Origin of the sequence: Pseudomonas sp. DR48 (assembly GCF_019823085.1) — a bacterium.
Classification (GTDB): Bacteria; Pseudomonadota; Gammaproteobacteria; order Pseudomonadales; family Pseudomonadaceae; genus Aquipseudomonas.
Genome location: NZ_CP081946.1, coordinates 4,538,396 through 4,565,144, shown reverse-complemented (window position 1 = coordinate 4,565,144; position 26,749 = coordinate 4,538,396). Strand labels below are relative to the sequence as shown.

24 protein-coding genes are annotated in these 26,749 nt (G+C 60.2%); 11 read left to right on the top strand and 13 right to left on the bottom strand.

Annotated elements, in window-relative coordinates; genetic code table 11:
- Positions 1-106: 106 nt before the first annotated feature.
- The 7 genes from K5K95_RS20725 to K5K95_RS20695 all read right to left on the bottom strand — a co-directional run bounded on the left by K5K95_RS20725 (position 107) and on the right by K5K95_RS20695 (position 6,480).
- The gene (locus K5K95_RS20725; RefSeq protein ID WP_027921432.1) at positions 107-322 is read right to left on the bottom strand and encodes a molybdopterin-binding protein; all 216 of its coding nucleotides are present in this window, start codon (positions 320-322) and stop codon (positions 107-109) included.
- A 107-nt stretch (positions 323-429) separates the two neighbouring features.
- Positions 430-1,215, bottom strand: a complete 786-nt coding sequence (locus tag K5K95_RS20720) for an ABC transporter ATP-binding protein (protein WP_222585854.1) — start codon at positions 1,213-1,215, stop codon at positions 430-432.
- A gap of 6 nt (positions 1,216-1,221) precedes the next feature.
- Positions 1,222-2,553 carry an ABC transporter substrate-binding protein gene (locus tag K5K95_RS20715; protein ID WP_222585853.1) on the bottom strand — a complete coding sequence of 444 codons (1,332 nt, stop codon included), beginning with the start codon at positions 2,551-2,553 and terminating at the stop codon, positions 1,222-1,224.
- A 52-nt stretch (positions 2,554-2,605) separates the two neighbouring features.
- Positions 2,606-3,673 carry a branched-chain amino acid ABC transporter permease gene (locus K5K95_RS20710; RefSeq protein ID WP_222585852.1) on the bottom strand — a complete coding sequence of 356 codons (1,068 nt, stop codon included), beginning with the start codon at positions 3,671-3,673 and terminating at the stop codon, positions 2,606-2,608.
- Positions 3,674-3,694: 21 nt separating this feature from the next.
- Complete coding sequence (locus tag K5K95_RS20705; protein WP_222585851.1) at positions 3,695-4,576, bottom strand: branched-chain amino acid ABC transporter permease; 882 nt, start codon at positions 4,574-4,576, stop codon at positions 3,695-3,697.
- Positions 4,577-4,578: 2 nt separating this feature from the next.
- The gene (locus K5K95_RS20700; RefSeq protein ID WP_222585850.1) at positions 4,579-5,379 is read right to left on the bottom strand and encodes an ABC transporter ATP-binding protein; all 801 of its coding nucleotides are present in this window, start codon (positions 5,377-5,379) and stop codon (positions 4,579-4,581) included.
- Between the two features lie 9 nt (positions 5,380-5,388).
- On the bottom strand, positions 5,389-6,480 hold the full coding sequence (locus K5K95_RS20695; protein ID WP_222585849.1) for an AMP-binding protein: 1,092 nt from the start codon (positions 6,478-6,480) through the stop codon (positions 5,389-5,391).
- A gap of 284 nt (positions 6,481-6,764) precedes the next feature.
- Between K5K95_RS20695 and K5K95_RS20690 the strand changes: the two genes are divergently transcribed.
- Together K5K95_RS20690 and K5K95_RS20685 are read left to right on the top strand one after the other, a co-directional pair.
- Positions 6,765-6,926: a hypothetical protein gene (locus tag K5K95_RS20690; protein WP_222585848.1), complete on the top strand. Its 162-nt coding sequence runs from the start codon at positions 6,765-6,767 to the stop codon at positions 6,924-6,926.
- Complete coding sequence (locus K5K95_RS20685) at positions 6,923-7,570, top strand: helix-turn-helix domain-containing protein (RefSeq protein ID WP_261398027.1); 648 nt, start codon at positions 6,923-6,925, stop codon at positions 7,568-7,570. The genes K5K95_RS20690 and K5K95_RS20685 overlap by 4 nt, the downstream gene beginning before the upstream one ends.
- Before the next feature lie 185 nt (positions 7,571-7,755).
- Here K5K95_RS20685 and K5K95_RS33200 read toward each other — a convergent pair whose 3' ends face one another.
- From K5K95_RS33200 to K5K95_RS20665, 4 genes are all read right to left on the bottom strand, one after another.
- Positions 7,756-8,265 (bottom strand): hypothetical protein, encoded by a 510-nt coding sequence (locus tag K5K95_RS33200; RefSeq protein WP_261398026.1) that lies wholly within the window; start codon positions 8,263-8,265, stop codon positions 7,756-7,758.
- A gap of 301 nt (positions 8,266-8,566) precedes the next feature.
- The gene (locus tag K5K95_RS20675) at positions 8,567-10,012 is read right to left on the bottom strand and encodes a hypothetical protein (protein ID WP_222585847.1); all 1,446 of its coding nucleotides are present in this window, start codon (positions 10,010-10,012) and stop codon (positions 8,567-8,569) included.
- A 4-nt stretch (positions 10,013-10,016) separates the two neighbouring features.
- On the bottom strand, positions 10,017-11,978 hold the full coding sequence (locus tag K5K95_RS20670) for a hypothetical protein (protein WP_222585846.1): 1,962 nt from the start codon (positions 11,976-11,978) through the stop codon (positions 10,017-10,019).
- Between the two features lie 97 nt (positions 11,979-12,075).
- Entirely contained in the window at positions 12,076-13,287 is a 1,212-nt protein-coding gene (locus tag K5K95_RS20665; protein WP_222585845.1) for a patatin-like phospholipase family protein, read from the bottom strand.
- A 384-nt stretch (positions 13,288-13,671) separates the two neighbouring features.
- Between K5K95_RS20665 and K5K95_RS33195 the strand changes: the two genes are divergently transcribed.
- From K5K95_RS33195 to K5K95_RS20650, 4 genes are all read left to right on the top strand, one after another.
- Positions 13,672-13,878: a hypothetical protein gene (locus K5K95_RS33195; protein WP_261398025.1), complete on the top strand. Its 207-nt coding sequence runs from the start codon at positions 13,672-13,674 to the stop codon at positions 13,876-13,878.
- A 142-nt stretch (positions 13,879-14,020) separates the two neighbouring features.
- Entirely contained in the window at positions 14,021-14,725 is a 705-nt protein-coding gene (locus K5K95_RS20660) for a metallophosphoesterase (RefSeq protein WP_222585844.1), read from the top strand.
- Positions 14,726-14,919: 194 nt separating this feature from the next.
- A complete protein-coding gene (locus tag K5K95_RS20655) occupies positions 14,920-16,110 on the top strand; it encodes a serine hydrolase domain-containing protein (RefSeq protein ID WP_222585843.1) in 1,191 nt (396 codons plus the stop codon).
- Positions 16,111-16,250: 140 nt separating this feature from the next.
- Entirely contained in the window at positions 16,251-17,135 is an 885-nt protein-coding gene (locus K5K95_RS20650; RefSeq protein WP_222585842.1) for a transporter, read from the top strand.
- Between the two features lie 80 nt (positions 17,136-17,215).
- Here the strand turns inward: K5K95_RS20650 and K5K95_RS20645 are convergent, their stop codons facing one another.
- Positions 17,216-18,244, bottom strand: coding sequence for an AraC family transcriptional regulator (locus K5K95_RS20645; protein WP_222585841.1), 1,029 nt, complete (start codon positions 18,242-18,244; stop codon positions 17,216-17,218).
- 67 nt (positions 18,245-18,311) lie between these two features.
- Positions 18,312-19,262, bottom strand: a complete 951-nt coding sequence (locus K5K95_RS20640; RefSeq protein ID WP_222590383.1) for a LysR family transcriptional regulator — start codon at positions 19,260-19,262, stop codon at positions 18,312-18,314.
- Between the two features lie 395 nt (positions 19,263-19,657).
- Here K5K95_RS20640 and K5K95_RS20635 point away from each other — a divergent pair, with 395 nt between their 5' ends.
- The 5 genes from K5K95_RS20635 (at position 19,658) to K5K95_RS20615 (ending at position 26,734) form a co-directional block, all read left to right on the top strand.
- Complete coding sequence (locus K5K95_RS20635; RefSeq protein WP_222585840.1) at positions 19,658-19,987, top strand: DUF485 domain-containing protein; 330 nt, start codon at positions 19,658-19,660, stop codon at positions 19,985-19,987.
- A complete protein-coding gene (locus tag K5K95_RS20630; RefSeq protein WP_222585839.1) occupies positions 19,984-21,633 on the top strand; it encodes a cation acetate symporter in 1,650 nt (549 codons plus the stop codon). The genes K5K95_RS20635 and K5K95_RS20630 overlap by 4 nt, the downstream gene beginning before the upstream one ends.
- Before the next feature lie 184 nt (positions 21,634-21,817).
- Positions 21,818-23,068, top strand: a complete 1,251-nt coding sequence (locus K5K95_RS20625) for an OprD family porin (RefSeq protein WP_222585838.1) — start codon at positions 21,818-21,820, stop codon at positions 23,066-23,068.
- Between the two features lie 351 nt (positions 23,069-23,419).
- Positions 23,420-25,123, top strand: a complete 1,704-nt coding sequence (locus K5K95_RS20620) for an AMP-binding protein (RefSeq protein ID WP_222585837.1) — start codon at positions 23,420-23,422, stop codon at positions 25,121-25,123.
- A gap of 102 nt (positions 25,124-25,225) precedes the next feature.
- Positions 25,226-26,734, top strand: coding sequence for a CoA-acylating methylmalonate-semialdehyde dehydrogenase (locus K5K95_RS20615; RefSeq protein ID WP_222585836.1), 1,509 nt, complete (start codon positions 25,226-25,228; stop codon positions 26,732-26,734).
- Positions 26,735-26,749 lie beyond the last annotated feature (15 nt).

Below are 26,749 nucleotides of genomic sequence, written 5' to 3'. Positions count from 1 at the left end.
GCATTCTTCGCGGGCAAGCCACGCTCCCACAGGATTCTCGTCGCTCAAAATTCTCGACACACCGGCATTGGCCGAGGCGACAGATATTGAATGTCGAACGGGTTATTCAGAGCTTGGCGATGGAGACCTCGGTGGATTTGACGAAGGCAATCACTTCACTGCCCACTTTCAATTCCAGGTCGCGCACCGAGCGCGTGGTGATCACCGAGGTGACAATGCCGGAAGCGGTTTGCACATCGATTTCGGACACCACTTCGCCTTGCACAATTTCCTTGATGACACCCTTGAACTGGTTACGGACGTTGATCGCTTTGATAGTCATGTCGAGGCTTCCTGTCTGGTGTAGGGCACATCCGCATGGATGCGCAGGCCCTCAAAGTGCACCACACGGACCAACAACAAAAGGAATATATAATTATCTATTTATTACTAAATAGAATATGCATTCCCTACCCCACCGCCCCCCAGATAATAATTCTGCAGCTGCTCACGACCGGCCAACTCGGCTGCCGAACCTTCATCCACCACGCGACCGTTCTCCAGCACAAAGGCGTACTGCGCATAATCCAGGGCGATGTTGATGTTTTGCTCGGCGACCAACAGGCTCAACCCTTGCTCACGGTTGAGCCGGGCGAGAATCTCGAAAATCTCCTCGACCACTTGGGGCGCCAACCCCATGGACGGTTCATCCAGCAGCAACAGGCGTGGCTCGGACATCAGCGCACGCCCAATGGCGATCATCTGCTGTTCGCCGCCGGAGGTGTAGCCGGCCAGACGCTTGCGCAGCAGGCGCAACCGGGGGAAATAACCGTAGATGCGCTCCAGACGCTGATTCAGCACTTTGCGCGACGGTCGCCCGACGAACCCGCCAATCAGCAGGTTCTGCTCCACGCTCAGGTGGGTGAAGCAATGCCGCCCCTCAAGCACCTGGGCCAGCCCCGCCAGCACCAGGCTGGCGGGATCGGCATCGGTGATCGCATGCCCCTGATAGACAATCCGGCCCTTGGTGACTTCACCGCGTTCGGCCCGTACCAGACTGGAAATCGCCTTGAGCGTGGTGCTCTTGCCCGCGCCATTGGCACCCAGCAAAGCCACCATCTGCCCGTGGCCGACCTGCAACGTGACGCCACGCAAGGCGAGAATCGATTGTTCGTAAAACACTTCGACCTGCTCCACGCTCAGCAACGGCGGGTCGGCCTGTAGGCTCTGGCTCATCGGACTTTATTGCTCCTGGCTGCAATTGCGCGCGGTGATGCCTTTTTCCTTGGCGTATTGCGCCGCAGAGGCTTCGATGATCGGCCGCAACAGGGCGCGGTCCGCCTGGACCCAATCGCTGATCAGGTTCCAGCGCTGGCCGTCCCACTGCTGGAAGCGCACGGCGCCGCCGCCTTCATGGTCGGCGCAAGACAGTTTCAACGGCTGCACCAGCCCTTTGGCGCCCAACGCCGCCAACCGCGCATCGTCCAGGTTCAAGTGCTCGAAGCCCCAGCGAACCTGCTCACCGGTCAACGGTTTGTCGCCGTATTTTTCCTGAGCCAGGCGCACCGCTTCCACGTTGAGAATGCCGTTCACCACACCGAGGTTGTAGTACACGGTGCCGAAGCGCTTCGGATCGGCCAGGTTGCCTTTGCCTGCGTCGACCACGCTCTGCTTGATGCCCTGCAATACAGGGAAATCGGTCCCCGATGGGTGCGTGGTAATGGAGATGAAGCCCTTCGCCGCAGCACCCGCCGGCACCACGTCTTCTTCCGAGTTGCTCCAGATATTGCCGATGATGTGATCCGCCGGGTAACCGACTTTTTGCGCCGACTTCAGCGCCACCGGGTTCATCACCCCCCAACCTCGCAGAATCACCCAGTCAGGCTTGAGGCGACGGATGTTCAGCCATTGCGATTGCTGCTCGTTGCCCGGGTGTGGCACTTCCAGCAGCGTGAGTTCGAACCCGGCGTTTTTCGCCAGTGTCTCGAGCACGCCGTTGGTTTCCTTGCCATACGGCGAGCCGTGGTACAGCACGGCGATTTTCTTGCCCTTGAGTTTGTCGGCCCCGCCTTCACGCTGACCGATGTAATTGATGATCGCCGAGACTTCCGAATACGGGTTGAGCTGCAACGGGAACACGTACGGGAAAACACTGCCGTCGGTGGAGTCGGTGCGACCATGGTTGATGGTGATCAGCGGCAACTTGTCCGCCGTCGAACGATCGAGCGTCGCGTAGGCGATGCCCACCGACAGCGGGTTGGTCGCGGCCGCTGGCGCACCATTGAGTCCGCCTTTGAGGCGTTCATAACATTCGACGCCCTTCTCGACCACGTACTCGGTTTCGCACTCGCTCCACGTCAGCTTGACCCCGTTCACCCCGCCCTTCGAGTTAACGTATTGCAGGTAATCGATAAACCCGCCGAAGAAGCCGGTGCCACCGGCGGCGTAAGGTCCGACCCGATAGCTCTGCAACGGAAAATACTGTTCGTTGGCAGCTTGAACGCCGGCACTGAGCCCGGCGGTGATAAAGGCCAGGCCCAGCGCCAGGCAACGCAGCGAAGTGCGGTGAGTCATGAAGGCAATTCCTCGTGAGGATCGATGATGGTTTTGTCAGGGATGAAAGAATTCAGTACCGCAGCGGCCAGACCCTGGCCCGTTGCCGAAAGCGCTGCCACAGCCGGGCCAGCCCCTCGGGTTCCTTGATCAGGAAGGCGATGATCAATGCGCCGAAGAGCATTTTCTGGATGTTTTCCAGTTGCCCGGAGTCGATCAGCCCGGCAGGCAAAAACCCGCAGACGTTGGCCAATAGAATCGGAAACAGCACGATGAATGCAGCGCCCAGAAAGTTGCCGAGCACACTGCCCAGGCCGCCGATAATGATGATGAACAACACCTGGAACGAACGACTGAGATCAAACCCGTGAGGCTCCACCGTGCCCAGGTAAGCGAACGCCCACAGCGAGCCGGCGATGCCGAGATAAAAACCGCTGATGGCAAACGCCAGCAGCTTGGCCTTGAACAGGCGGATGCCAATGACTGCGGCGGCGGTGTCCATGTCGCGCACCGCCATCCAGTTGCGGCCCAACTCGCTGCGCACCAGGTTTTTGCCCAACCAGAACAGCACAACGACCACCGCCAGGGTCAACAGATAACGGCCACGGGGCGAACTGAAATCCCATCCGGCGATCAACAGCGGTGGCGAGGTGATGACCCCGGAGGCGTTGTCGTTGGTAAACCAGCTGAACCGGGTGAGCACCCATTCCACGACGAATTGCGCGGCGAGGGTCGCCACCAACAGGTAAAAACCCTTGATCCGCAGGCTCGGCAGACCGAACAGCACCGCCACCAGCGCGGCGATCAGTCCGCCCAGGCCAAAGCTCACCAGCAACGGCAGACCGGGCACTCGCAGTTGCAGGTTGTAGGCCGCAAATGCGCCCACCGCCATGAACGCCGCCGACCCCAGTGACAGTTGCCCGGCGTAGCCAGTCAGCAAGTTCAGACCCAACCCCGCCAGGGACAACACCAGCAGCGGCACCAGAATCGCGCTGAACCAGTAATCGTTGCCGAGCAACGGCACCGCGATGAAGGCAAAACCCAGTAGCAGCCATAAACCCAGGCGGTCCTGGCGCAAGCGAAACGTGCGCCGTTCTGCTGCGTAACTGGTGCTCAGTTGACCCGCTTCTTGATAAAGCATGGAGGCATTCCTTGAAAAAAATCAGACCCGCTCGATCGCCCGTTCGCCGAACAAACCGGCAGGACGCACCAGCAAAAACAACAAGGCGAGGACGTAAGGCACCCAGTTTTCGATGCCGCTGCCGATGACCGGACCGAGATAGATCTCCGCGACTTTTTCCGCGGCGCCAATGATCAACCCACCGACAATCGCCCCACCGATCGAGGAGAAACCGCCGATGATCAGCACGGGCAACGCCTTGAGCACCACCAGCGACAACGAAAACTGCACCCCCAGCCGGGCGCCCCAGAGCAGCCCGGCCACCAGGCCGACAAAACCCGCCACCGCCCAGACCAGCGCCCAGATCCGTGGCAGGCGAATGCCCACGGCGAGGGATGCCAGCGGATCATCAGCCACCGCGCGCAAGGACAAACCGACCCGGGTTTTGTTGAACAGCAATGACAAGGCGATCACCAAAGTGGCGGCGGTGCCTGCGGCGAACAGGTCGAACTGCGAGAGCAACATGCCGCGTATTTCCAGCGGCTCATCGGCAATGCCTAATTCGAGGCCGTGGACCTGCGCGCCCCAGAGGAATTGCGCAAGGCCTTCGATCATGTAAGACAGGCCCAGCGTGGCCATGAACAGGATGATCGGCGGGCGATTGACCAAGGGCCGAAGCACCGTTTTCTCGATCAGCAAGGCCAGCACCACCAGGCTTGCCAGTGTCACGACAAACGCCCAGAAGAAGGGAAAGCCGCGCTCGAGCAGACTGACAAAGGTCAGCGCGGCGAACAGCACCATTGCACCCTGGGCGAAATTGAAAACGCCGGAGGCCTTGTAGATCAGCACAAACCCAATGGCCACCAGGGAGTACATGACGCCCGCCAGCAACCCGCCAATCAACACTTCAAAGAAAAATTCCATGCTCAGCGGGCCTCCGCGCGGGAACGTCGCGTCCCCAGGTAAGCCGCGATCACCTCCGGGTTGGCGCGAACCTGTTCGGGGGTGCCATCGCCGATTTTGCGGCCGTAATCGAGCACCACCACGTGGTCGCATAACCCCATCACCACGCCGATGTCATGTTCGATCAGCACGACGGTGGTGCCGAACTCACGGTTGATGTCGCGGATGAACTGGGTCATCTCGGTCTTTTCTTCAGCGTTCATTCCGGCCATGGGCTCGTCCAGCAGCAACAACGTCGGCTCTGCGGCCAAGGCCCGGGCCAGTTCGACACGCTTTTGCAATCCATAAGGCAGCTTGCCCACCAGCACATGGCGCCAGGGGTGGATGCGCAGGAATTCAATGATTGCTTCGGCGTGGCGGCGCTGCTCATCGTCCTCCCGAGGCGCGCGCCCCAGGCGCAGCATCTGCTCGACCCAACTGCTGCGGCGCTTGAGGTTGCGGCCAGTGAGCACGTTGTCGAGCACGCTCATGCCCTTGAACAGCGCGATGTTTTGAAACGTGCGGGCAATGCCGCGCTCGGCGGCCTGGTGCGGGCGCATGCGTCGCCGCGTCTGCCCGGCGTAACTGACACTGCCGCTCTGGGCCTGGTAGACGCCATTGATGACATTCAGCAGCGAGCTTTTGCCGGCGCCGTTGGGGCCGATCAGCGCGCAGATTTCCCCGGTCTTTACGGCGAAGCTGATGGAAGTGATGGCCTTGACGCCCTTGAACGACAGGGAGATGTCATCGAGCCGCAGCAGGACGGATTCAGTGTTTGCGCTCATGGGGGCTCGTCAGACGGAGTGGGAAATCAGGTGGGCAGGCGCCTGGGCGGGTTCGCGCAGGACCGATGGCTCCTGCCAACTGCCGGGGTGGATGCCCAAGGCGCCGAAGAACGCGGCACTCTCTTGGCTCAGCGCGGGCCCGACCAACAAAGGCACGCGCAGACGGCTCATGCCCAGCACATCGAGCAAGGGCCGGCGGATCAGCCAGTAACCGATCCAGCGACGAAAAAGTTGTGCATCCGGCGCCATCGCCCAGCGGTACAAACGATGGCTCAAGGTGCCTGGCAACGGCAGGCGTTCTCGGGCCCAGTGTTCAAGGCGGGCATAGGATTCGCGGGTCCCCAATACGAGAGTGGGACCAAGCTCGCGGCGGTCGGTGTCGCGTGTCGCCAAGGCTTCAGGGAAGTTCAGGCAGAACCCGGCACTCAGCCATGGCGCCAGCAGGTAACGCGCCTGACCGCTGGCAGCAAACACACGGGCCGCCAGCGCCTCTTCGCCAGCGCTCAGGTTCTCCCGCGCCACTAACTTGCGCGCACCTTCGAGCAACTGCCCATGACTCAACGGTCGGGACGAACCTTCTGAAGCACAATGGAAAACGAAAGCTGTGGCCGCCGGCTCAGCGACGGGCGCCGGGGCATCAGCGGTTATCCCCGTGAACAATTCGGCATAGGCGCTCAACCCGTGATCGTCGGCGGCATTCAGGCCGCGCCCGTCCAGGTACAACAAGACACGGGGCGGCTGATCGATATCGCGTATTTGCTGCACTGAATCCAGGGCTTCGGCCAATACAAAGGCGGGTTTGAGCCTGACCAACAGCGGTCGATTGTCGAGCTCAGGGTCCAGCAGTGTGACGCTCCCCCCCAACCACTGCGCGGCCAACGCCAGTAGCAGAGCCTCGGCCCGAGCCTGGCTGATAATCAGTAAGTCATCGCCGAGACTGAACCCTAGTTGCTGCAACGCAGCCGCGAGACGGCTCACATCAGTCGCCACTTCGCTCCAGCTGCGGGCCTGCCAGATACCCAGGCGCTTGTAACGCAAGGCTGTCTTCGTACCTCGGGTCCGGGCTTGTAGCAACAAGGCCTGGGGCAGTGTCTGGGTCATGGGGTTGTCCTTTGGAGGGCGGTCTGCAAACAGCCATTGCAGCCTCCGTGCCAGACAACAAAATACATATTTATCAATAAGTTAAGAACTACGACTGCTCCCCTTCCCTGTATTGCCTGAGCACAGCCTGCCGAATCCCTGTTGCTCCACCAACACTTGCGCCCAATTGCCGCTCTCTTAAGAACATAAATGAATTAACAAATACAAAATCAGTATTTATCGTTATAAAAATATCCGCGTACTCTCAGCTCATCCCGTCATTGATCACCACAGTGAAGTGCCCCATGAATCCGACTGACAACATCATCGACTTCGCCAGCTACCGTAAACGCAAACAGGCTCAGCAACGGGCACGGGCCATGTGGGACATGTACGCACGCAATGCCGGACTACAGGCTTTTCCATGGGTTCAGGCATGCCAATCGACCGAGACACGTCAAGCGTGAACGCCAATGGACCCTCGCGCTTTCTGGCGAGCGCCGACGAACCCGTGCTGGATTTGAACAGCCTCGAGCAACTGGAAGAAGACCCGATCTGCCAGCGGGTCGCGCAGAATCTGCAACGTCTGCGCGGCAAGCGTCATCTGTCCCTCGATGCCCTGGCCCGCCAGTGCGGCGTGAGCCGGGCGATGCTCGCGCAGATCGAATCCGGGCGCAGCGTTCCGTCGATCAAAGTGCTGTGCAAAATCGCCAAAGGCTTAAAGGTATCGGTGGCCGCGTTTCTGGAACATCGGGCCTTTGAAGGGGTGGCGGTGCTGTCGGCCAGTCAAAGCAAACGCCTGGTCAGTGCCAGCGGCGCGTTCATCAGTCGTGCGCTGTTTCCGTTCGATGTCGCACGCCAATCGGAGTTTTACGAACTGCGCTTGAGCCCGTTGGGCGAGGACGTCTCCGAGGGGCACGGGCCCGGCGTTCAGGAGAACCTGGTGGTGTCTCAAGGCGTGCTGGAAATCAGCGTCAACGACGAGCGCTATCTGCTCTCCACCGGCGACTCGATTCTGTTCTATGCGGACCAGCCCCACCGCTATCGCAACCCTGCCGACAGTGAAGCGGTGGCGTATCTGGTGGTGACTTACCCGGAGCGCCTGGACTGAATCACATGCCCCTGTGGGAGCGAGCCTGCTCGCGATGGCGGTGTGTCAGTCAACGAATATGTTGAATTTTAAGCCGCTATCGCGAGCAGGCTCGCTCCCACATTGGATCCTGGTGATTTACGAGAATGAATGAAAAAGCCCCCGTGGCCTGATGGCCGCGGGGGCTTTTTTTGTGCTGCGAAGGATCAGCAGGTGCAGCACATCAGTGGCATGCCATTGCAGCTCATCATCATCGGCATGCTGCAGTCGTTCATCATTTTCATCATCAGGTTGCAGCAGTTTTTCATCATGTCCATGTTCATGCCGGCCATCGGCATGATTTTGCACATCATGCAGTCGTCCATCAGGGTGCATTCCATCACGCACTTCATCGATGGCATCGGCATGCCCATCATCGGCATAGGCATCATCATGTTCATCATCGGCATGGCCATGCTCGCCGGGGACATGCACATCATGCTCATGTTGCCGCAGTGCATCATCATCGGCATGCCGCAGTTCATCATCATCTGCATCATTTCAGCGCTGTTCTTGAACATCGCCATGTCCATGCCGGCGGCCGGCATCATTTTGCACATCATGGCATCGTCCATCATTTCGCAACTCATGGTCGCCATCATCATCGGCATGCCCATCATTGGCATCATCGGCATGTTGGCGTTCATCGGCATTTGCATCTGCATGGCGTTCATCATGGTGTTGTTCCCCGAAGGATTGAATAGGTGGACGAAGCTGATGGACGAATTCTATGCATTGGCCCAAGCGCAACAAGATGGCAGCCAAGCAGCTGGAATGAATGCTCAAGCATCGTTAACGGGGACAGGCAGATCACCAACGTCTATCGCCACGACGATTCGGCTGTTGTGACAGACACCCGATCAGTCGGAGCGTGTTTTGTCCGGTTATGGATATGCGACCCAAGCCTATATAAATAACTGAAGGAAATAATCGTTCTAAACAGCGCTGTGTATTTTGCGCAGTCGCACTGAAACCGACTCAATACGGGATCGAAACCTCCACCCACAAATCATCGGCGCCATAACTCAGGCTGACCGGGTGATCGGGGTCTGTGGGTGAATCGTTGAAAGCCTTGATTTCGTTCGCGGGCGTCCCATCGCCGCTAACGACCCGCTGTCGGGTACGTTCTTGCAACGCACTCAACAGATCCGGATAGGGCATTTTCCAGTCTTTGCCTTTGGCAACATCCGCGGCCACCGGGATCATCGCCACCAGCCGGGGGTCGTGCATTTTTTCCAGTCCCGCCGCACGAGCGGTGGCGTTATGGCTGCAATGGTGACCGACCTTATAGAGCGTGACCCGGGCGAGAATCTCGTCTCGGGTCAGTGGCGCGGATTCTCCCGGCGCGCTCTCCTTGGGATACGTCTGGTCTCCCCAGGACAACCAGTTGCCCACCTGGGCATCTCCGGGAAACAGCAGGATTTGCCCGTCAGGCAATTCGAACGCCAGGACCAGACTCGTGTTGTTGGTGTCCGAATCCATCTTCAGGGCAAGGGTTTCCGCGCCGTCCAGCCATTCGTCTTCAATACAGCGCCATTGGTTTTCGTGGCTGAAATAGCGCTGTTCGACGCTGTCGGCTTTGTCATCGGTTGCGCGATGGGGGTAAGTCCCTTTTTGCGCGTCCAGAGCCGTGCGCTGATAAGGACGGGCGAACGGCGTATCGACATCGAGCGCAGCCACGCCTTTGAGCCGCAGTGTTCGCTCCTCCAGCGCCATCGCGTCGTCCAGGCTGGTCATGTAGACCTCTTTCCCCGCACCGCTGCTGGGCAGGTTCTTGCGCAGGCGCTCTTCAGAGCGCGGCGGTCCCATGACGTATGCCTTGAGCGTCTGGAGAGCGGCCGGTTGCACCACGTCACCGGGCTCCAGATACCGGGTCGCCTTCGAGCCCACCTTGTCCTTGAGCTTTTCGATTGTCGTGCGCTTGTCCTTGCTGGCCGGGTCGGCAAGCGGTTCGATAAAGGCAGACAGACCCTGTACCGTTTTAATCCGCGCATCTTCATTCAATGCGCTGACACTGTCACAGAGGCCGACGACGCCGGCCAATGCCACCTTGGCCTTGTTGAAACGGGCATGCAGCGCGACAGCCTGTGGATCGTTGAGGTCCTCGGTCCAGGCCAGCCAGAGTTCACCGATGTGAAAATCGTCACCCAAAAAACGTGCCTGTTCATAGAGAAAACCAGACAGGTGATCATGGTGCTCGTGGGTCACCACCACCAGGTCCAGCACGCCACCGGAGGTCTGGTGAACATCATCGACAATGCGCGCCATTCGCTCCTTGCCGTCCTTCTCCCCTTGCAGCACACCACAGTCGATCAACAGATGGCGCGTCACCCCGGCTTCCGTGTAGCGCAGCAAAAAGCAGTCACCCAGAATTCCCCGGTACATGCGGATCGTCACCTTGTCGTTTAGACCGGAATCCGTCATGGCGTCAGACTCCACGGTGGGTCATGGCGAAAGCGTTATCGTCCGGGCGCGGACGCCGGTAGGTCATGGCCAGGCCATCACTGCCGGCCTGGAGGAAGCGTCGCTGCGCGTCCAGACGCTCATCGTCATCGATGCGCTTGCGGATGACGTACCGCAGCGTGCCATCGCGCAGGTCGATAATCAGCGTCGCCCCGCCGCGGAAGGTGAAGTCATAGGGGCGGTGACCTCTTTCGCGCACCGGCTTCAAGTCTTCCTTGAGTTGCTCCTCGGCATCGAAGTAGCCGCGACGGCGCTGGGCAATTTCGACCACCAGTTGCCGCAGGTCCTGCCCGTCCGGACCCGCCCTGCGACACGTGCGGACCGAGTGCACTTCCACCGCCGGCTGAACCCCGTCCGCGCCGATGAACAACGCCCCTTGCTTCCTTGATTCGCCGGGATGGGCCATGAAGTAAATCCCCAGCACCTTCTCCCACTGCGCATCATGTGCCGACTCTGCCATGAGCCAGTTCCACACCACTTGGCGATTGTGCTCTGCCTGAAGAAAGGCTTTCTCCCGCACGTATTGCGGCGTGAGATCAAGCGCGCCGCCGGCCCAGCCGCGTTTCGGTTTTGCGGCGGCATGGAAGTCGAGCAAGTCATTGGCCGTCAGTGCCAGGTCTTCTGACTGCACACCCTTCACTGATTCCCAGAGCAGGCTGTCCGGTGCCAGTGATAAACACTTGTCCGGGAAAATGCCGCGCCGTCGAAACGCCTGAATGACGGCGAGGCGATAGTGCATCGGGTCATCCGGCACCAAGTCGTTATCGGCGGTGACGATCGCCCGCAGAAATTCACCAAAGTGCACATCCACCGGTGGCAGGTAGTCCAGTGCGCGGATGCACAAGCGCAGGACATGATCGGCAGACTTCACGGCTTCGCGGGTCAGGCGTGCAATCAGTTCCGTCGACAGGTTGGCGGTCGACGTCTTGTCATGCCCGGCCAGTCGAAATAGATCCTCCGTGCGTTGCTCGTAGATAGTGATAAAGGCGTCGAAAACAGCGGCAACCAGAATCGCACCGCGCTCATGCGGCTCGCTCAACTGCGCCAAGCGTGTCGGGTCTGGCAAGCCGTCCTGGCCTTTTTCGTCGATGGCGTCGCGCAAGGCCGCATAACGTCCCGACGCCTCGCCGAATTGCCGAGCCAGGCCGCTCAGCCAGGAACGCTCGCTCAAGTTGCCACGACGTGCCGCCAGCTGACTGGAGACCACTTCGGGCAAGGTGAAATGCATCAACAGCGCCACGATGTCGGCGAAGGCTTCATGAAACGCCAGGCTATCCACGTTGGTCGACTCGATGTAACGACGGTGCAAGCCATCGAGAATCGCATGGGTCGTTTCATGCGCGACGATATCGTGGGACAGCGCGGTAAAGATCCAGCCACCCGGCAAGTTCACCCCGGCGTTGGTCATCGAGGCCTTGAAGTAACCGAACAACAATGCCTTTTTCGCCGGGCTGTAATAGGCGTTGGCTTCGCGTAGCGCGTGGGGATAGATGCGTAACCTTCGGACATAGCTGTAAGACGTCGTTCGCTTTGTCACGGCATCTTCGACCGCTCTGGATGACCAGAACATCTTGCGTCCCAGCGCCCGCTCAAACAATTTGATGGTCTTCATCGCGACGGCAAAGACCATCTGCTGATGGAAACGCGGATCGCCCTCGGAAGGCGCGAGGCCGTCCTGGGCCAACAAATGTGGATCGTTCAAGTCCACCGGTTTATAGAACTGGCCGCTGGTAGGGTCGACATCAATGACTTCCAGGTACTCGTTCACCGGTCCCGGCAAGATGTCGGGCTCCCATCGTTGCTCCCAGGGTAATTCGATGGTGGCGTGGTTTATCTGCACCGTTTCCATTTGAGTCGAGGCTTGCGGATCGAAGGCATACACCCGCAGTTTGCGCATGGCCGGTGGAGAGTAGTCGGACGTGTCCATTCCAGATCTCCTTGTCTGACCAACGTTTGAAACACGTACGCCAGAGGCTGATTATTGCGTTAGCGCGGTCATTCGATATCGGCCTGAAAATGACGTTTCACAAAGCGCTCTCGGGATAGGGAAATCCAATCGGCGGCGGCAATTGCCCATTGAAATGCGCCCGGACGGCCGCATCGGCTACCGCATAACCCCAGTTGATCAGGCGTTTCTGGGTTTGCGTGTCCTTGGTCGCCAGATCAGTCGGCACCAGGGCCAGCTGGCGCGTGCTCTCAAGCGGGCAAGGCAGGCAATCGGCCAGTGCGTGAACGGCGATGTCCTGTTTGATATCCCAAAAGGCGCCGTAGCGCTCACGGGCTTCGAAGGCCTGGATAAGCAGACGTTTTCTAAGACTCAGCACCTGGTTGTCCATCACGTCGAGGCAGCGACTGCCGATGGACACCCAATTAACGGACACGTCGGGCTGCTCGGCAAAAGGCTTGCCGGCGTTACTGACGAACAGTGTCTTGAAGGATTTGTAGCAAGTCTCCAACCCGAGGTTATCGTAGACGCCGCCGTCGGCGAGGGCGACCGATGTGGTGTAGGGCGGATGACGCAGAAACTGCGTGCCGTCGTCAGGCGCAAAATCGCTGTCCTTGAACTCCAGCGTGGCTGGCGCGAGGATCGGCGGAAACGCCGCAGACGCCCCGACGGCCCGGGCGATCGAAAGCGCAGGATTCATGACCCTGCCCACCTTCCAGTCACCCATGTATGGTTTTGAAAATCGCCAGACCGCCCCTGACTGCAGGTTTGAGGCGTTGAAGATAAAGCGCACGCGGTCGGGTAAATCCTGCAGTTTCTTACCGTTATACAGCGCATCATCGAGCGCTTTGGCCACATGCGCGTTGACCTCGCCAGGCAGCGCGATGTCCTTGATGACTTGAAAAACGCCCTTGGCCGACATGCCCGCAAGCGTTACTGCGGCCAGACGGCGTATCGGACCGACCACCAATTCTGCAAAAGCCCCGTCGAATTCGACAGCGCTCAGGTTTTCCAGCGCGCTGAACTCCAGCGCCAGTTTCGCGGAGATGATCGAGCCGCCGGAAACACTCGAAATGCGCTCCAGCTTGCCGACACTTTCGCTGCCATTGGAGCCGAATCGCTCGAGCGGCTTATCCTGAAAAAAACCCAGTTGCCCCAGCCGCCAAAGAGTGCCGGTATGGAACAACATCGCCCGATACCCCCCGCCGGACAGTGCGAGCGCCGCGCTTTCGCGCAAAGGTTGGGGTTTATCCGGTTGAGGAAGATTCGAGACGGGTTCGACGGTGGGCATGACTGATCTCCAGAACCAATGACGGATCAAGATTCACTCGTAAGCCATGCCAGCAATGTTGCAGTGATATCAGAATGCAGGACAGCAGACCTGTCCACTTTCCCTGCATGAAGCGACTGGGAACGGCCGCCCACTGCCTGCGCGAGACTTGGTTATAAGGTCTAGTTGGCTCAAGGCACGCGGTCAAGTTCAGGGCGGCGGTTGTTGGCGATACCACTCGTCGGTAACAAAAATCTGACGCCTTGCGCACCCTCCTGTCTGGCTCACGGATTGCAATGGCCGGTCATGCCAGCCCCGCAACGACGTCTTTCTGACGCGGCGGTAAAACCCAACCTATGCTTAAGGACGCCAGCGATACGCTTGGTCAGTCACCGGAGATGTAACGTGTCAACTCTCAATGAAATCGCAGCGAACCACGCGAGAATGGCTATGGCAAAGGCACAAGAGTCGACCCGACTGAGTGAGCGACCACTTCACATCGTGGGCAGCGTTGAAATCCCGTCAATCAATGAAGACCCGCACGTTCCACTGCACCTGATTGCGTCAGTGCAGGAGAACAGTCTCGGACAAGCCAGCGGCTTTTCGCTCTGATAGCGCCTGTTCGTCGAGGAGCGGCGCCACCGTCCGGTGACCGCTCCCGCGAATAACCGATGCGCTCTACCGCGATTCGCGCCGACGCGGCCTAAACTCAATGGACTACCATCGCGCCGGTGAGCGGCGCACGGGGTATTCCATGCACGAATTGCCAGAGGTGCCGCGCGTAAAGCGCTTCGCCGCCAACACAGCCGGCCGGGACATCGCCGTCGGCGACATTCACGGCCATTTCACCCGATTGCAGGCAGCGCTGGAGGCGGCCCGGTTCAACCCGCTGGTCGATCGCTTGTTCAGTGTGGGCGATCTGATCGACCGCGGCCCCGAGTGCCTGGATGCACTCGATTGGCTGGACAAGCCATGGTTCCACCCCGTGTGTGGAAACCATGATGACTACGTGGTTCATTTCGATACGTGCGACGTCGACAGCTGGATCTTCAACGGCGGCTTATGGTTTACGAAGCTGTCGCAGGCGGAGCGCGAACAGTTCGCGGCGAAATTTGCCGGGCTGCCGATTGCGATCGAAGTCGAAACAGCACAAGGCCTGATCGGCATAGTGCACGCCGACTGCCCTTTCCCTTCATGGGAACAGCTGCGCGAGGAACTGCAATATCCCGAATCCGCACAGCGCCTGAGGCAGGTGCAGAACCGCATGATGTGGTCGCGAAGCCGTATCGATCTGCTGGAAAGTCATGGCGTTGAAGGCCTGCGTGCGTTGATCGTTGGGCACACGCCGCTGCAGCAACCCATCCGACTGGGCAACGTGATTCATATCGACACCGCAGGCTGGAAGCCGGGGGTTGGGTACTTCACGCTTTTGAATCTTGCAACGCTCGAAACCCTCTGAGCTGCGCGGCACTTAAATAAGTGCCTGTCGCCGACACCCTCTGCCGGCAACCGACAAACCCACGGATTTTATTTTCTTACTCTCCCCTTGGCCCGACGCTCATCCCTGGACGTCGGCCCAGTCAGTCTAACCACTGCCCTGCCATAGCCCCCAGCCGAGCGGACTATGGGTCGGGTTTCAGGAGAATAAAAATAATGAATCCGGGTTTCACATCATCAACCAACCACTTGCTCGAACTGGTCACGGCTGGACAGCACCGCGTCCCAGGCGTAGTCGCCGCCATCACCGGGCGCGACGGTTTGCTCTACGAGGGAGCCTCAGGGCTACGCATGTCCGGTCAACCAGGCGCAATGACGACCGACACTGTGTTCGCCATGTTCTCCACGACCAAAGCGATAACCGCCACGGCAGTGCTTCAGTTGGTCGAAGAAGGCCGACTCGATCTCGACGCGCCTGCCAAAGACTATGTGCCGATGATCGGCGAACTGCAGGTGCTCGACGGGTTTGATGCCGACGGCACGCCACGACTTCGCGCCCCCAAAAAACACATCACCACCCGAATGCTGCTGCTTCACACGGCCGGCTTCGGTTATGAATTTTTCAACGAAAACTACAACAGGCTGGTTCAGGAACATGGCCAGCCGAGCGTCATCAGCGGGTCGCTGGCCGCGCTGAAAACACCTTTGCTGTTTGAGCCTGGCGAACAGTGGGAATACGGTTCCAACATGGATTGGGCCGGGCTTGTGGTGGAGGCCATCACCGGCAAGCGTCTGGGTGAGGTCATGCGCGAGCGGATTTTCGAACCTCTGGGCATGACCGATACCGGCTTTACCCTGACCCCGTCGATGCTCGAGCGACGGGCCGGCATGCACCAGCGCGAAGAGAATGGATCGCTGACGGCAATCGAAGACTCCATCCTCCCGCAGGAACCCGAGGTGCACATGGGCGGCCATGGCCTGTTTTCGACGGTGAAGAATTATTGCCTGTTTATCCGTGCCTGGCTTAACGACGGACAGGGTGATCACGGACGGATCCTCAAGCCCGAGACGGTTCGTTACGCTGAAAAAAACGGTCTTGAAAACCTGAAGATCAAAGCCCTTCCCGGTGTAATTCCGAGCATCTCCAACACCGCGGAGTTTTTCCCGGGCATGCCCAAGTCTTGGGCGTTGAGTTTCATGGTCAACGATCACGACGCCCCCACCGGTCGCCCTGCCGGCTCTTTGGCGTGGGCAGGCCTGGCCAATCTTTACTATTGGATCGACCGCAAGAACGGCATCGGTGGTTTTTGGGCCACCCAGATATTGCCCTTCGCAGACCCTGTTTCGTCCAGCGCTTATCTGGATTTCGAAACGTCCGCCTACCGCTATCTGACCCACCGTCAGTAGCTGACCCGATTCAAGTCGCATGAGAGCCCGCCCGGGCTCCAGGCGATGGTGCAAGAACACCGTCCCCTCTCTGAAAACAACAAGAACAAAACAGGTGACTCATGTAGATCTCCACACGTACCCCTGCGCGCGCTCGATTCATGGCCGGCGGGTTTGACACGTCAACGATCGGTGCCGGCCTCGTCCTCGCCACTCTGGCGGGCAATGCCCAGGCCATTGATGTCGACGCCGGCGAATACGCTGCTGCGCTGCCCCCCGGCAGCAACATCGGCCTGCTTTACCTGCAACATGCGCAGCGCCGAGAGCTTTACAGCGATGGTCACAAAGTGGCAGTCAAAGCGGGGCTCGACTCGGATGTCGGCATCGTGCGCGTCGCGAATTACCAGCAACTGGGCGACTACACCATCAATACGCAGTTCCTGTTGCCATTCGGTCGACTGGAAGGAACGCGCGATAACGACTCGTTGGGACAAGCCAATGGCGTGGGTGATCTGATTCTGGCCTCCACCTTGTGGCTGGTGAATGATCCGGCGAAAAACCGTTACTGGGGCATTGCGCCCTACCTCATCGCGCCGACCGGCAACTATGACCGAAACGATCCGCTCAACCTGGGGGAAAACCGTTGGAGGATGATCGTGCAGACGGGCTATGTGACCGGTCTCACTGAAAAGCTGTCCCTGGACCTGACCGCCGATGTGACCGTTTATGGCAAAAATGACGACTACACCAGTCAAGGTCTGACATTGCGTCAAAAGCCGCAATGGCAGGCACAGACTTACCTGCGGTACGCCGTGACACCCAAGCTGTCGGTGCACGTCGGTGCGTCGCAACTGTGGGGCGGTGAAACGCGCCTGGACGGTCAGGATCAGCACGATGAACCCAACACCAGCAAGTACCGTGTCGGGGGATCGTACTGGATAACCCCTACCTTCCAGGCCTTGGTCAATTACGGCCAGGACGTCTCGGTCGACAACGGTTTCAAGGAAAACCAGCGGGTGAACCTTCGGCTGTTGTGGGTGTTCTGACCCGCAGCAAATAGCTGGAAACCTGAGCACCGGGAGTGGATTACGCGCCACTCTCGGTGCCCTTGTCCCGGGTCAAATCACTAGCGCAGTCGGCGCCGCAAGGTCTGTGAGGGCAACTCGCTGAAACGCTTGCGATAGCTCCCCGCAAACTCACCCAGGTTGAGATAACCCCATCGAAAGGCGATGGCCGAAACGGTGGTGCCGGATTCCGGATCCGTCGCCAGTAAATCGCGGTGCGCCCCCTGCAATCGCTGCTCGCGCAAAAAAGCTCCGGGCGTGATTCCGCGAAAACGCGAGAAGGCTCCACTCAAGGCCCGCACACTGGTCCCGACTGCACTGGCCACCTCCGCCATCGTCGGCAGGCTCGCGGCATTGGCACTCATGAACTCTTCGGCTGCCCTGACATAACGGGGTGCGATGCGGTTCATCGGGCTACTGAAATCAAGCCCTGCTTGCGCCGCTCGACTCGCCCACTCATGCAGCAAATGAACGCAAAGATTTTGCTCCAGGTGCGCGCCCATACGCCCCTCGGCCACGTGTTCGGGAGCCTCGGCCACACAACGGACCGTGTACTCCAGCAAACTCAGCCAGCTCGAACCCACGCCGCCGATGACGCACTTGTGTCGCCAGAACTGATCGTCGGGCACGAAGCCGAACCACTGCTGTGCCATCTGCTCAAGAACCCCATGAGGAATGGTCAGATTCAGCTGAAGATGATCCGCGTCGAGGTCGATCCGGTAATCGACACGACTGCAATCGGCAATGAAGGATTGACCCACTGCCGTGTCTTCAGTGACCGAACGCTGCCCCCAGTGCCGGGCATTGCCGCGGATGGTCGTGAGCAGCAGCGCATTGCCGGCTTGCGGCGAAAACTCATCGACGCTCACCGCCACGCCATAGGCAAAACGCGTCAGGGTCAACTCGCCAATCCTCGATGAATGCATGGTGGCGCGGGGCTTGATGACGCGCCCTGTGGGGGTCACGCGATAGGGCATGTAAACCCGATCCGACCAGTCGCGGATCTCATCCCATTCGGTTGAAAAACTTTTGTGGTGCTGGCGTATCGGCTGGCCGCTGACATCGATTAACAACGCATGATCGAGAAGCATGGGGACACCTGTTTTTATTTTTTTAGGGTCGGGTTAATGCGTTTCCGGGCCGGAACAGAGCGCAAGCTCAGGGCGTCGGCAGGTAAGCCATCACCTTCGACTCGCCCATCAGCAGCGGTTGATTGAGCTCCGCGCAAGCGCGCAGGTAATCGGCCACCAAGGTGATCCGCTTGAGCTTGCGCAGGTCCTCGCTGTAATACATCCAGAACTGGCGAGTGACCTCCACCTGATCCGGCAGCACTTCGCACAGGCGCGGGTCGGGACCTGCGAGGAAACAGGGCAGGATCGCCAGCGCCCGCCCTTCGAGCGCCGCGTGGTACTGGGAGACGACGCTGGTGCTGCGCAAGCGGCTGTGCGCGCCGGGCAGCAGGTCGTTCAGGTAGAGCAGTTTGAAGCTGAAGGCCAGGTCCTCGACATAGGTCACGAACGGGTGACCGGCCAAATTCTCACGATTGGCAATCGGCGGATGATCGGCCAGGTATTGCGGCGTCGCGTACAAACGCAGGCGGTAGTCGCACAGCCGCGAGCACACATACGGACCGCGCTCGGGCCGCTCCAGAGTGATGGCAATGTCCGCTTCGCGCCGTGACAGGTTGACGAAGTGCGGGACCGGCAGGATGTCCACGGAGATATGCGGGTAGTGAGTGATGAAGTGGCTCATTTGCGCAGTGACGAAGCAGGAACCGAAGGCTTCGGTACAGCCGATGCGCAGGTGCCCAGCGAGCCCTCCGGTGGTTCCAGACACCTGCTCGCAGGCTGCGAGCAACGTGCTTTCCAGAGATTCGGCATGGCCGACCAGGCGCTGCCCATCCACCGTCAGGACAAAACCCGAGGACCGCGATTTCTCGAACAACAAGGCCCCCAGACTTTGTTCGAGGGCTCGGATGCGCCGCGATACGGTCGTGTAATCCACTCCCAGGCGGCGGGCGGCACCGCTGGCGGTGCGGGCACGGGCGACTTCGAGAAAGAAGCGCATGTCGTCCCAATTCAGGTGAGTTTGCGATGTGCGTTTTTGCATATTCATCAGGCTTTTCTGCCCATACATATTGGAAATTTGCCAACATATACTCGCATTCAACCCAGCTTGACCAGCATCGTTTTCAAGCCAGAAAAGCCCCCGAAAATAATCCGGGCTGACGGGATAAGTGCACGGTTCAACAACGGTTTGCATGCCGTAGACACGTGGCTGCACGCCAACAAAATCACAGCTCGCCGAGGGTCCGCGCGACAGCCAGCAGAGCTCCGGCGCCACCCTTGGGCCATCCACTTTTTTCCCGCCTGCGCAGGATCACCCAGGCGGCAATGACTCCAGCACCAGCATTCAGGTGGCGTCCCTTTTCGGGTCGTCGCTCGGGTACCCGTACGCCCCTAAAAAGGCCGACAAACAAAAACAATTAAAAGCGGAGCCTCACCATGACGACCGACCATCCGAACCACGCCCTGACTTGCGACCAGGTCAGGGCCAATCCCAAGTTCCAGCGCCTCACTCGCCAGCGCGCACTGTTGGCCTGGTCGCTGAGTGGCGCGGTCCTGACCGTCTATTACAGCTACATCATGGTCGTGGCCTTCGCCCCTGCCTGGTTGCGTTTACCACTGTATGACGGCAGTCATCTGAGCCTCGGCATGCCGATCGGCGCGACGATTATCCTGCTGTCGTGGCTGTTGACCGCTTGGTATGTGCACACCGCCAACACCCGCTTCGACGCGCTCAGCGCGCAGATCCTCCAGGAGACTCGCGCATGAAACGCCTGACCGCCCTGCTCGCCCTTTGCCCTCTGCTGGCCAATGCCGACACCCTCACCGCAGAGAAGCAACCGCTCAACGTGCACGCCATCGGCATGTTCTTCGTCTTCGTCCTCGCGACGTTGCTGATCACCTGGTGGGCGTCACGCCGCACGCGCTCCGCTGCCGATTTCTACAGCGCCGGTGGCGGTATCACCGGTTTTCAGAATGGCCTGGCAATCGCCGGTGACTACATGTCGGCGGCCACGTTGCTCGGCCTTTCGAGCCTGGTGTTCACCAAGGGCTATGACGGCTTCATCTACATCATCGGCTTCTTCGTCGGCTGGCCCATCGTCACCTTCCTGATGGCTGAGCGCCTGCGCAACCTGGGCCGCTACACCTTCGCCGACATCGTCTCCTTGCGCCTGGATCAAACCCGCGTGCGCAGCTTCGCCGCCCTCGGCTCGCTGACGGTGGTGTGTTGTTACCTGGTGGTGCAAATGGTCGGTGCCGGCCAGTTGATCAAACTGCTGTTCGGCCTCGACTACCGCACGGCGGTGGTGGTGGTCGGTCTGCTGATGCTGGTCTATGTGATCTTCGGCGGCATGCTCGCCACCACCTGGGTGCAGATCACCAAGGCGGTTCTGCTGCTGGGCGGCGGCACAACCCTGATGCTGATGGCCCTGAGTCGCTTCGGCTTCAGCTTCGAGACACTGGCTGCCCAAGCGGTGGCGGTGCACGCCAGCGGTGTGCAGATCATGGGCCCGGGCACCTTGCTGGCCGACCCGATCAACGCCGTATCCCTATCCCTCGGACTGGTCTTTGGCATCGCCGGCCTGCCGCACATCCTGATGCGTTTCTTCACCGTTCCCAATGCCAAGGAGGCGCGTAAATCGGTGCTGTTCGCCACGGTGTTTATCGGGTTTTTCTTCCTGGTGGTTTGCATCCTGGGCTACACCGCCATCGTCATCGTCGGCACAGACCCGCAGTTCTTTGTCGACGGCAAGGTCGGCGGCGCCATGATCGGCGGCGGCAACATGGTGGCCATGCACCTGGCTAAAGCGGTGGGTGGCAACCTGTTTCTCGGATTCCTCTCCGCCGTGGCCTTCGCCACCATCCTTGCCGTGGTGTCCGGGCTGGCACTGGCCGGCGCCTCGGCTATTTCTCACGACCTTTATGCTTCGGTGCTGAAAAAGGGCAAGGCCGACGAGAAACAGGAAATGTGCGTGTCGCGCATCGCCACTGTCTGCCTGGGCATTGTCGCGATTTCCCTCGGCATTCTGTTCGAAGGCCAGAACATCGCGTTCCTGGTCGGCCTGACGTTCGGCATAGCCGCCTCTGCAAATTTCCCGGTGCTGATCATGGCCATGTACTGGGATGGCCTGACCACCCGAGGCGCCGTTTACGGCGGCCTGACCGGACTTATCAGCGCCCTGGGCCTGGTCGTCGGCTCGCCATCGGTGTGGGTCGGCGTATTGGGCCATACCCATGCGATTTTCCCTTACGACCAGCCGGCGCTGTTCTCCATGCCTTTGGCTTTCCTGGTCATCGTCGTCGCGTCCAAGCTGGACCGCAGCGAGCGCGCCAACCGAGAGCGCGCGGCTTATGCCGATCAGTTCGTCCGCGCCCAGACCGGCCTGGGCGCTGCCATGGCCAGCAGTCACTAGCGCTCCAGCTTCACGGGGTCTGTGCCCCGAGCGCGAGTTCGCCCCTTAGCACCGCGCTTTTTTACTCCCGCCCAGCGCCGCCCCGCGCTGGGCACGCTCAACAAGCCTTCCCTCCACTGGCTCCAGTCAGTGCGGGATCGGCTTGCTCGTAAAAACACTTACTCATAACAACAAGAGACAAGCGATGAAACCCAGCCTTTTCACACTGTTCCTGGCAGGCACCAGCCTGGCCACCCAAGCCCATGCGGACTTCCTCGCAGACAGCAAGGCCAGCCTGGAGCTGCGCAACTTCTACTTCAACCGGGATTATCGGCAGAGCAACGCCCCTCAATCGAAACAAGAGGAATGGGCCCAGGGTTTCCTGTTGCGCTATGAATCGGGCTTCACCGACGGTTTGATCGGTGTCGGTTTCGATGCCATCGGACTGGTCGGCGTCAAGCTCGACTCCAGCCCCGATCGCGCTGGTTCCGGCCTGCTCAAACGCCATCGCGACACGAGTAAAGGCGCGCAGGACGAGTACGGCGAACTGGGCCTGACCGCTAAAGTGCGAGCGTCAAAAAGCACGCTGAAACTCGGCACGTTGCTGCCCAAGCTACCGACCGTGCTGGCCAACGATTCACGTCTGCTGCCACAAACCTTCAAGGGCGGTCAGTTGACGTCGCTGGAACTTGAAGGCCTGACGGTGGATGCCGGACGACTGACGCAGGTCAATCAGCGCGACTCCTCGGATTACGAGGACATGGGCATCACCCGCACGGGCGCCAAAGGCATCATCACCCGTCACCTGGACAGCGACAGCTTCGATTTCGCCAGCCTGAACTACAAATGGACCAGCAACCTCGCCACCGGCTACAGCTACGGACACCTCGACAACTTCTACAGCCAGCACCTGGTCAACCTGACCTACGTATTGCCGGTGACCACGGGCCAGTCGTTGAAGACCGACCTGCGTTATGCCCGGTCCACGGACGACGGTGGCAGCAATGTCGATAACAACGCCATCGGTGCGATGTTCACCTACAGCCTCGGCGGCCACGCGTTCGGCCTGGGTTATCAAGGCATGAGCGGCGACACCGGCTACGCCTACATCAACGGTACCGATGCCTTCCTGGTGAACTTCGTGCAGATCGGCGACTTCGCCAGCAAGGACGAAAAGTCCTGGCAGGCACGCTACGACTACAACTTTGCAGCCATTGGCGTACCCGGCCTGACCTTCATGACGCGCTACCTCACGGGCGACAACATCGATCTGGGCGGCAACCGCCCGGAAGGCAAGGAATGGGAACGGGATACCGACATTGGCTATGTCGTGCAAAGCGGGCCGCTGAAAAATGTCGGGCTGAAGTGGCGCAATGCGACAGTGCGCTCGACCAATTTCGGCAGCGACCTTGATGAATACCGCCTGATCCTCAGCTACACCCTGCCGCTCTGGTAACCCCCCTGTAAAGCCGGGGCCGCTCGCATCACCTGACGGTGCGAGTGGCCCTCATCCAACGCGCCACCCCTATGATTTTTTTGCACAACGCACCGGTTTTTATGAGCATTTTTTATTGATTTTTGCATGCATATACTGGGCTCAAGCGCTTGGTCATGAACCGGGCCAGACCCAACAAAAACAAACAAGGGCATACACCGTGAAAACATCCCTGCTTGCCGCCGTCTCCCCGCTCTCTGGTACCTGCACGCGCCCCGTACGCGTTGCTCCCCGCAGCGAAGCCACCCTCGCCGCCTGAACCTCCCGTACCCGATACCGCGCCGATCGCCCCCGCGATCGATGGAGACTTTAATGAACAGCAACTGCCAACCCTTCCTCGCCGCTCGAGACTTCCTGCTGGCCCACCGTACCGATTACGCCACTGCCACGCGGGACTTCCGCTGGCCGCAGCTGAACGAGTTCAACTGGGCGCTGGATTACTTCGATGCGATGGCCGAAGGCAACCAGGCCAACGCCCTGTGGATCGTCGAAGAAGACGGCAGCGAACAGCGCTACAGCTTCGAGCAACTTGCCCGGCGCTCCAATCAGGTGGCCAACCACTTGCGCGCGCTTGGCGTGCGCCGTGGCGAACGCATCCTGCTGATGCTCGGCAACGACGTCGCCCTGTGGGAAACCATGCTGGCCGCGTTCAAGATCGGCGCCGTGGTCATTCCCGCCACCGCCCTGTTGACCCCGGATGACCTGAGCGACCGCATCGAGCGCGGCCAGGTTCGTCACCTCGTGGTCGGCGGCGCCCATGTCGACAAGTTCGTCGGCCTGGGTGAAGGCTGCAGCCGCATCTGCGTCGGTCCGGGCCCCGCCGACTGGATCCCGCACAGCGCCGCCAGCGAATACTCCGAGCAGTTCGAAGCCGAGGGTCGCACCTATGCCACTGACCCGATGCTGCTGTACTTCACCTCCGGCACCACCTCCAAACCGAAGATGGTGCTGCACAGCCACCAGAGCTACCCGGTCGGCCACCTGTCGACCATGTACTGGATCGGCCTGCAGCCGGGCGACCTGCATTTGAACATCTCGTCACCGGGCTGGGCCAAGCATGCGTGGAGCTGCCTCTTCGCACCGTGGAACGCCGGCGCCTGCATCTTCATCCACAATGTCGCGCGTTTCAGCGCCCCGGCCCTGCTTGGCGCACTGGAGCGCTACGGTGTCACCAGCCTGTGCGCCCCGCCCACCGTATGGCGCATGCTGATCCAGGAGGACCTGGCCAGTTACAAGGAGCGCTTGAACCTGCGCGAACTGGTGGGCGCCGGTGAACCGCTGAACCCGGAGATCATCGAGCAGATCCTGCATGCCTGGGACTTGCCGTTGCGTGACGGTTTTGGCCAGTCGGAAACTACCGCGCTGGTCGGCAACACGCCCGGCCAGTTGCTCAAACCCGGCTCCATGGGCCGCCCACTGCCGGGCTACCAAGTGACCATGCTTGACCCCGACGGAGTGCCGGGTAACGAAGGTGAAGTGGCCCTGCCACTGGACGTGCGTCCGCTTGGCCTGATGCTGTGCTACGAGGACAGCCCGGAAAAAACCGCCGAAGTGATGCGCGACGGCTTCTACCGCACCGGCGATACCGCGCAGATCGACGAGGATGGCTATATCACGTTCGTCGGCCGCGCCGACGATGTGTTCAAAGCCTCCGATTACCGCATCAGCCCCTTCGAGCTGGAAAGCGCACTGATCGAGCATCCGGCCGTGATGGAAGTGGCCGTGGTGCCAAGCCCGGACCCGCTGCGCCTGGCCGTGCCCAAGGCGTTTTTGATCCTGGCTCACGACGAACCCGGGAGCGCCGAACTGGCCAGCAGCATCCTCGCCTTCGCCCGCGAGCACCTGGCGCCTTACAAGCGGGTGCGCCGCATCGAGTTCGTCAGCGAACTGCCCAAGACCATCTCCGGAAAGATCCGCCGGGTTGAACTGCGGCAGATGGAAGTGCAGCGCCGGCAGAGTGATACGCGCGGCCCGCAAGAGCACTTCGAAGAAGACTTCCCTCAGCTCAAGGGCTGAACCCGGGCCGGTTCGCCGGCCCTTCTGAATTCACACGCGACCGCTCGGCCAAACAGGCCGAGGGGCCTCTCTCGACTCAAAGAAAGTAGACAGGACCCGAAAATGACCTCCTCCAGCATTCCTAGCGTCAAGCTTCTCATCAACGGCGAATTCGTCGAGTCACGCAGCACCCAGTGGCGCGACGTGGTCAACCCGGCCACTCAGGAAGTCCTGGCTCGCGTGCCCTTCGCTACCGCCGAGGAAATGGACGCCGCCGTGGCCAGTGCCAAGGAAGCCTTCAAGACCTGGCGCAAGACGCCGATTGGCGCCCGCTCGCGGATCTTCTTCAAGTACCAGCAGCTGATCCGCGAGAACATCAAGGAACTGGCCGCCCTGCTCACCGCCGAACAGGGCAAGACCCTGCCGGATGCCGAAGGTGATGTGTTCCGCGGCCTGGAAGTGGTCGAGCACGCGGCCTCCATCGGTAACCTGCAAATGGGTGAGCTGGCCAACAACGTCGCCAATGGCGTCGACACCTATACCTTGATGCAGCCGCTGGGCGTGTGCGCCGGCATCACCCCGTTCAACTTCCCGGCGATGATCCCGTTGTGGATGTTCCCGATGGCCATCGCCACCGGCAACACCTTCATCCTCAAGCCATCCGAGCAAGATCCGCTGGTAACCATGCGCCTGGTTGAACTGGCGCTGGAGGCCGGTGTACCCAAGGGCGTGCTCAACGTCATTCACGGCGGCGTCGACGCGGTGAACCTGATTTGCGATCACCCGGACATCAAAGCCGTGTCCTTCGTCGGTTCGACCAAGGTCGGCACCCATGTCTACAACCGCGCCACCCAGAACGGCAAACGCGCTCAGTGCATGATGGGCGCGAAGAACCACGCCATCGTCCTGCCTGATGCCAACAAGCAGCAGACATTGAACAACCTGCTGGGCGCTTCGTTCGGCGCCGCCGGCCAACGCTGCATGGCCCTGCCGGTGGTGATCCTGGTGGGTGAAGCGCAGACCTGGCTGCCGGACCTGATCGAGCGGACCAAAACCCTCAAGATCAATGGCGGCACCGAACCGGGCACCGACATCGGCCCGGTGATCTCCTGCGCGGCGCTGGATCGCGTCAACAGCCTGATCGCCAGCGGCATCGAAGAAGGCGCCACGCTCGTACTGGATGGCCGCAACCCAAGCGTGCCGGGTTACCAGGACGGCAACTTCGTCGGCCCGACGATCTTCTCCAACGTCACCGCAAAAATGTCCGTGTACCGCGAAGAGATCTTTGGCCCGGTGCTGTGCGTCATGCATGCCGAAAGCCTGAGCGAGGCCATCGAGATCATCAACGCCAACCCGAATGGCAACGGCACCGCCCTGTTCACCCGCTCCGGCGCTGCGGCCCGTCATTTCCAGGAAGAAATCGATGTCGGCCAAGTGGGTATCAACGTACCGATCCCGGTACCGGTTCCGCTGTTCTCCTTCTCCGGTTCGCGCGCTTCCAAGCTCGGTGACCTGGGCCCTTACGGCAAGCAAGTGGTGACCTTCTACACCCAGACCAAAACGGTCACCCAGCGCTGGTTCGACGAGGACGACACCGGCGGCTCGGTGAACACCACCATCACCCTGAAATGATCTCTGCCGGCCGGC

Coding starts and splice junctions, on each gene's coding strand:
- K5K95_RS20705 (WP_222585851.1), bottom strand. CDS start 4,576: ATGGAATTTTTCTTTGAAGTGTTGATTGGCGGGTTGCTGGCGGGCGTC.
- K5K95_RS20635 (WP_222585840.1), top strand. CDS start 19,658: ATGACGACCGACCATCCGAACCACGCCCTGACTTGCGACCAGGTCAGG.
- K5K95_RS20675 (WP_222585847.1), bottom strand. CDS start 10,012: ATGACGGATTCCGGTCTAAACGACAAGGTGACGATCCGCATGTACCGG.
- K5K95_RS20660 (WP_222585844.1), top strand. CDS start 14,021: ATGCACGAATTGCCAGAGGTGCCGCGCGTAAAGCGCTTCGCCGCCAAC.
- K5K95_RS20645 (WP_222585841.1), bottom strand. CDS start 18,244: ATGCTTCTCGATCATGCGTTGTTAATCGATGTCAGCGGCCAGCCGATA.
- K5K95_RS20715 (WP_222585853.1), bottom strand. CDS start 2,553: ATGACTCACCGCACTTCGCTGCGTTGCCTGGCGCTGGGCCTGGCCTTT.
- K5K95_RS20620 (WP_222585837.1), top strand. CDS start 23,420: ATGAACAGCAACTGCCAACCCTTCCTCGCCGCTCGAGACTTCCTGCTG.
- K5K95_RS20695 (WP_222585849.1), bottom strand. CDS start 6,480: ATGACCCAGACACTGCCCCAGGCCTTGTTGCTACAAGCCCGGACCCGA.
- K5K95_RS20640 (WP_222590383.1), bottom strand. CDS start 19,262: ATGCAAAAACGCACATCGCAAACTCACCTGAATTGGGACGACATGCGC.
- K5K95_RS20725 (WP_027921432.1), bottom strand. CDS start 322: ATGACTATCAAAGCGATCAACGTCCGTAACCAGTTCAAGGGTGTCATC.
- K5K95_RS20690 (WP_222585848.1), top strand. CDS start 6,765: ATGAATCCGACTGACAACATCATCGACTTCGCCAGCTACCGTAAACGC.
- K5K95_RS20655 (WP_222585843.1), top strand. CDS start 14,920: ATGAATCCGGGTTTCACATCATCAACCAACCACTTGCTCGAACTGGTC.
- K5K95_RS20625 (WP_222585838.1), top strand. CDS start 21,818: ATGAAACCCAGCCTTTTCACACTGTTCCTGGCAGGCACCAGCCTGGCC.
- K5K95_RS20720 (WP_222585854.1), bottom strand. CDS start 1,215: ATGAGCCAGAGCCTACAGGCCGACCCGCCGTTGCTGAGCGTGGAGCAG.
- K5K95_RS33200 (WP_261398026.1), bottom strand. CDS start 8,265: ATGATGAACGCCATGCAGATGCAAATGCCGATGAACGCCAACATGCCG.
- K5K95_RS20650 (WP_222585842.1), top strand. CDS start 16,251: ATGGCCGGCGGGTTTGACACGTCAACGATCGGTGCCGGCCTCGTCCTC.
- K5K95_RS20700 (WP_222585850.1), bottom strand. CDS start 5,379: ATGAGCGCAAACACTGAATCCGTCCTGCTGCGGCTCGATGACATCTCC.
- K5K95_RS20665 (WP_222585845.1), bottom strand. CDS start 13,287: ATGCCCACCGTCGAACCCGTCTCGAATCTTCCTCAACCGGATAAACCC.
- K5K95_RS20630 (WP_222585839.1), top strand. CDS start 19,984: ATGAAACGCCTGACCGCCCTGCTCGCCCTTTGCCCTCTGCTGGCCAAT.
- K5K95_RS20615 (WP_222585836.1), top strand. CDS start 25,226: ATGACCTCCTCCAGCATTCCTAGCGTCAAGCTTCTCATCAACGGCGAA.
- K5K95_RS20710 (WP_222585852.1), bottom strand. CDS start 3,673: ATGCTTTATCAAGAAGCGGGTCAACTGAGCACCAGTTACGCAGCAGAA.
- K5K95_RS20670 (WP_222585846.1), bottom strand. CDS start 11,978: ATGGACACGTCCGACTACTCTCCACCGGCCATGCGCAAACTGCGGGTG.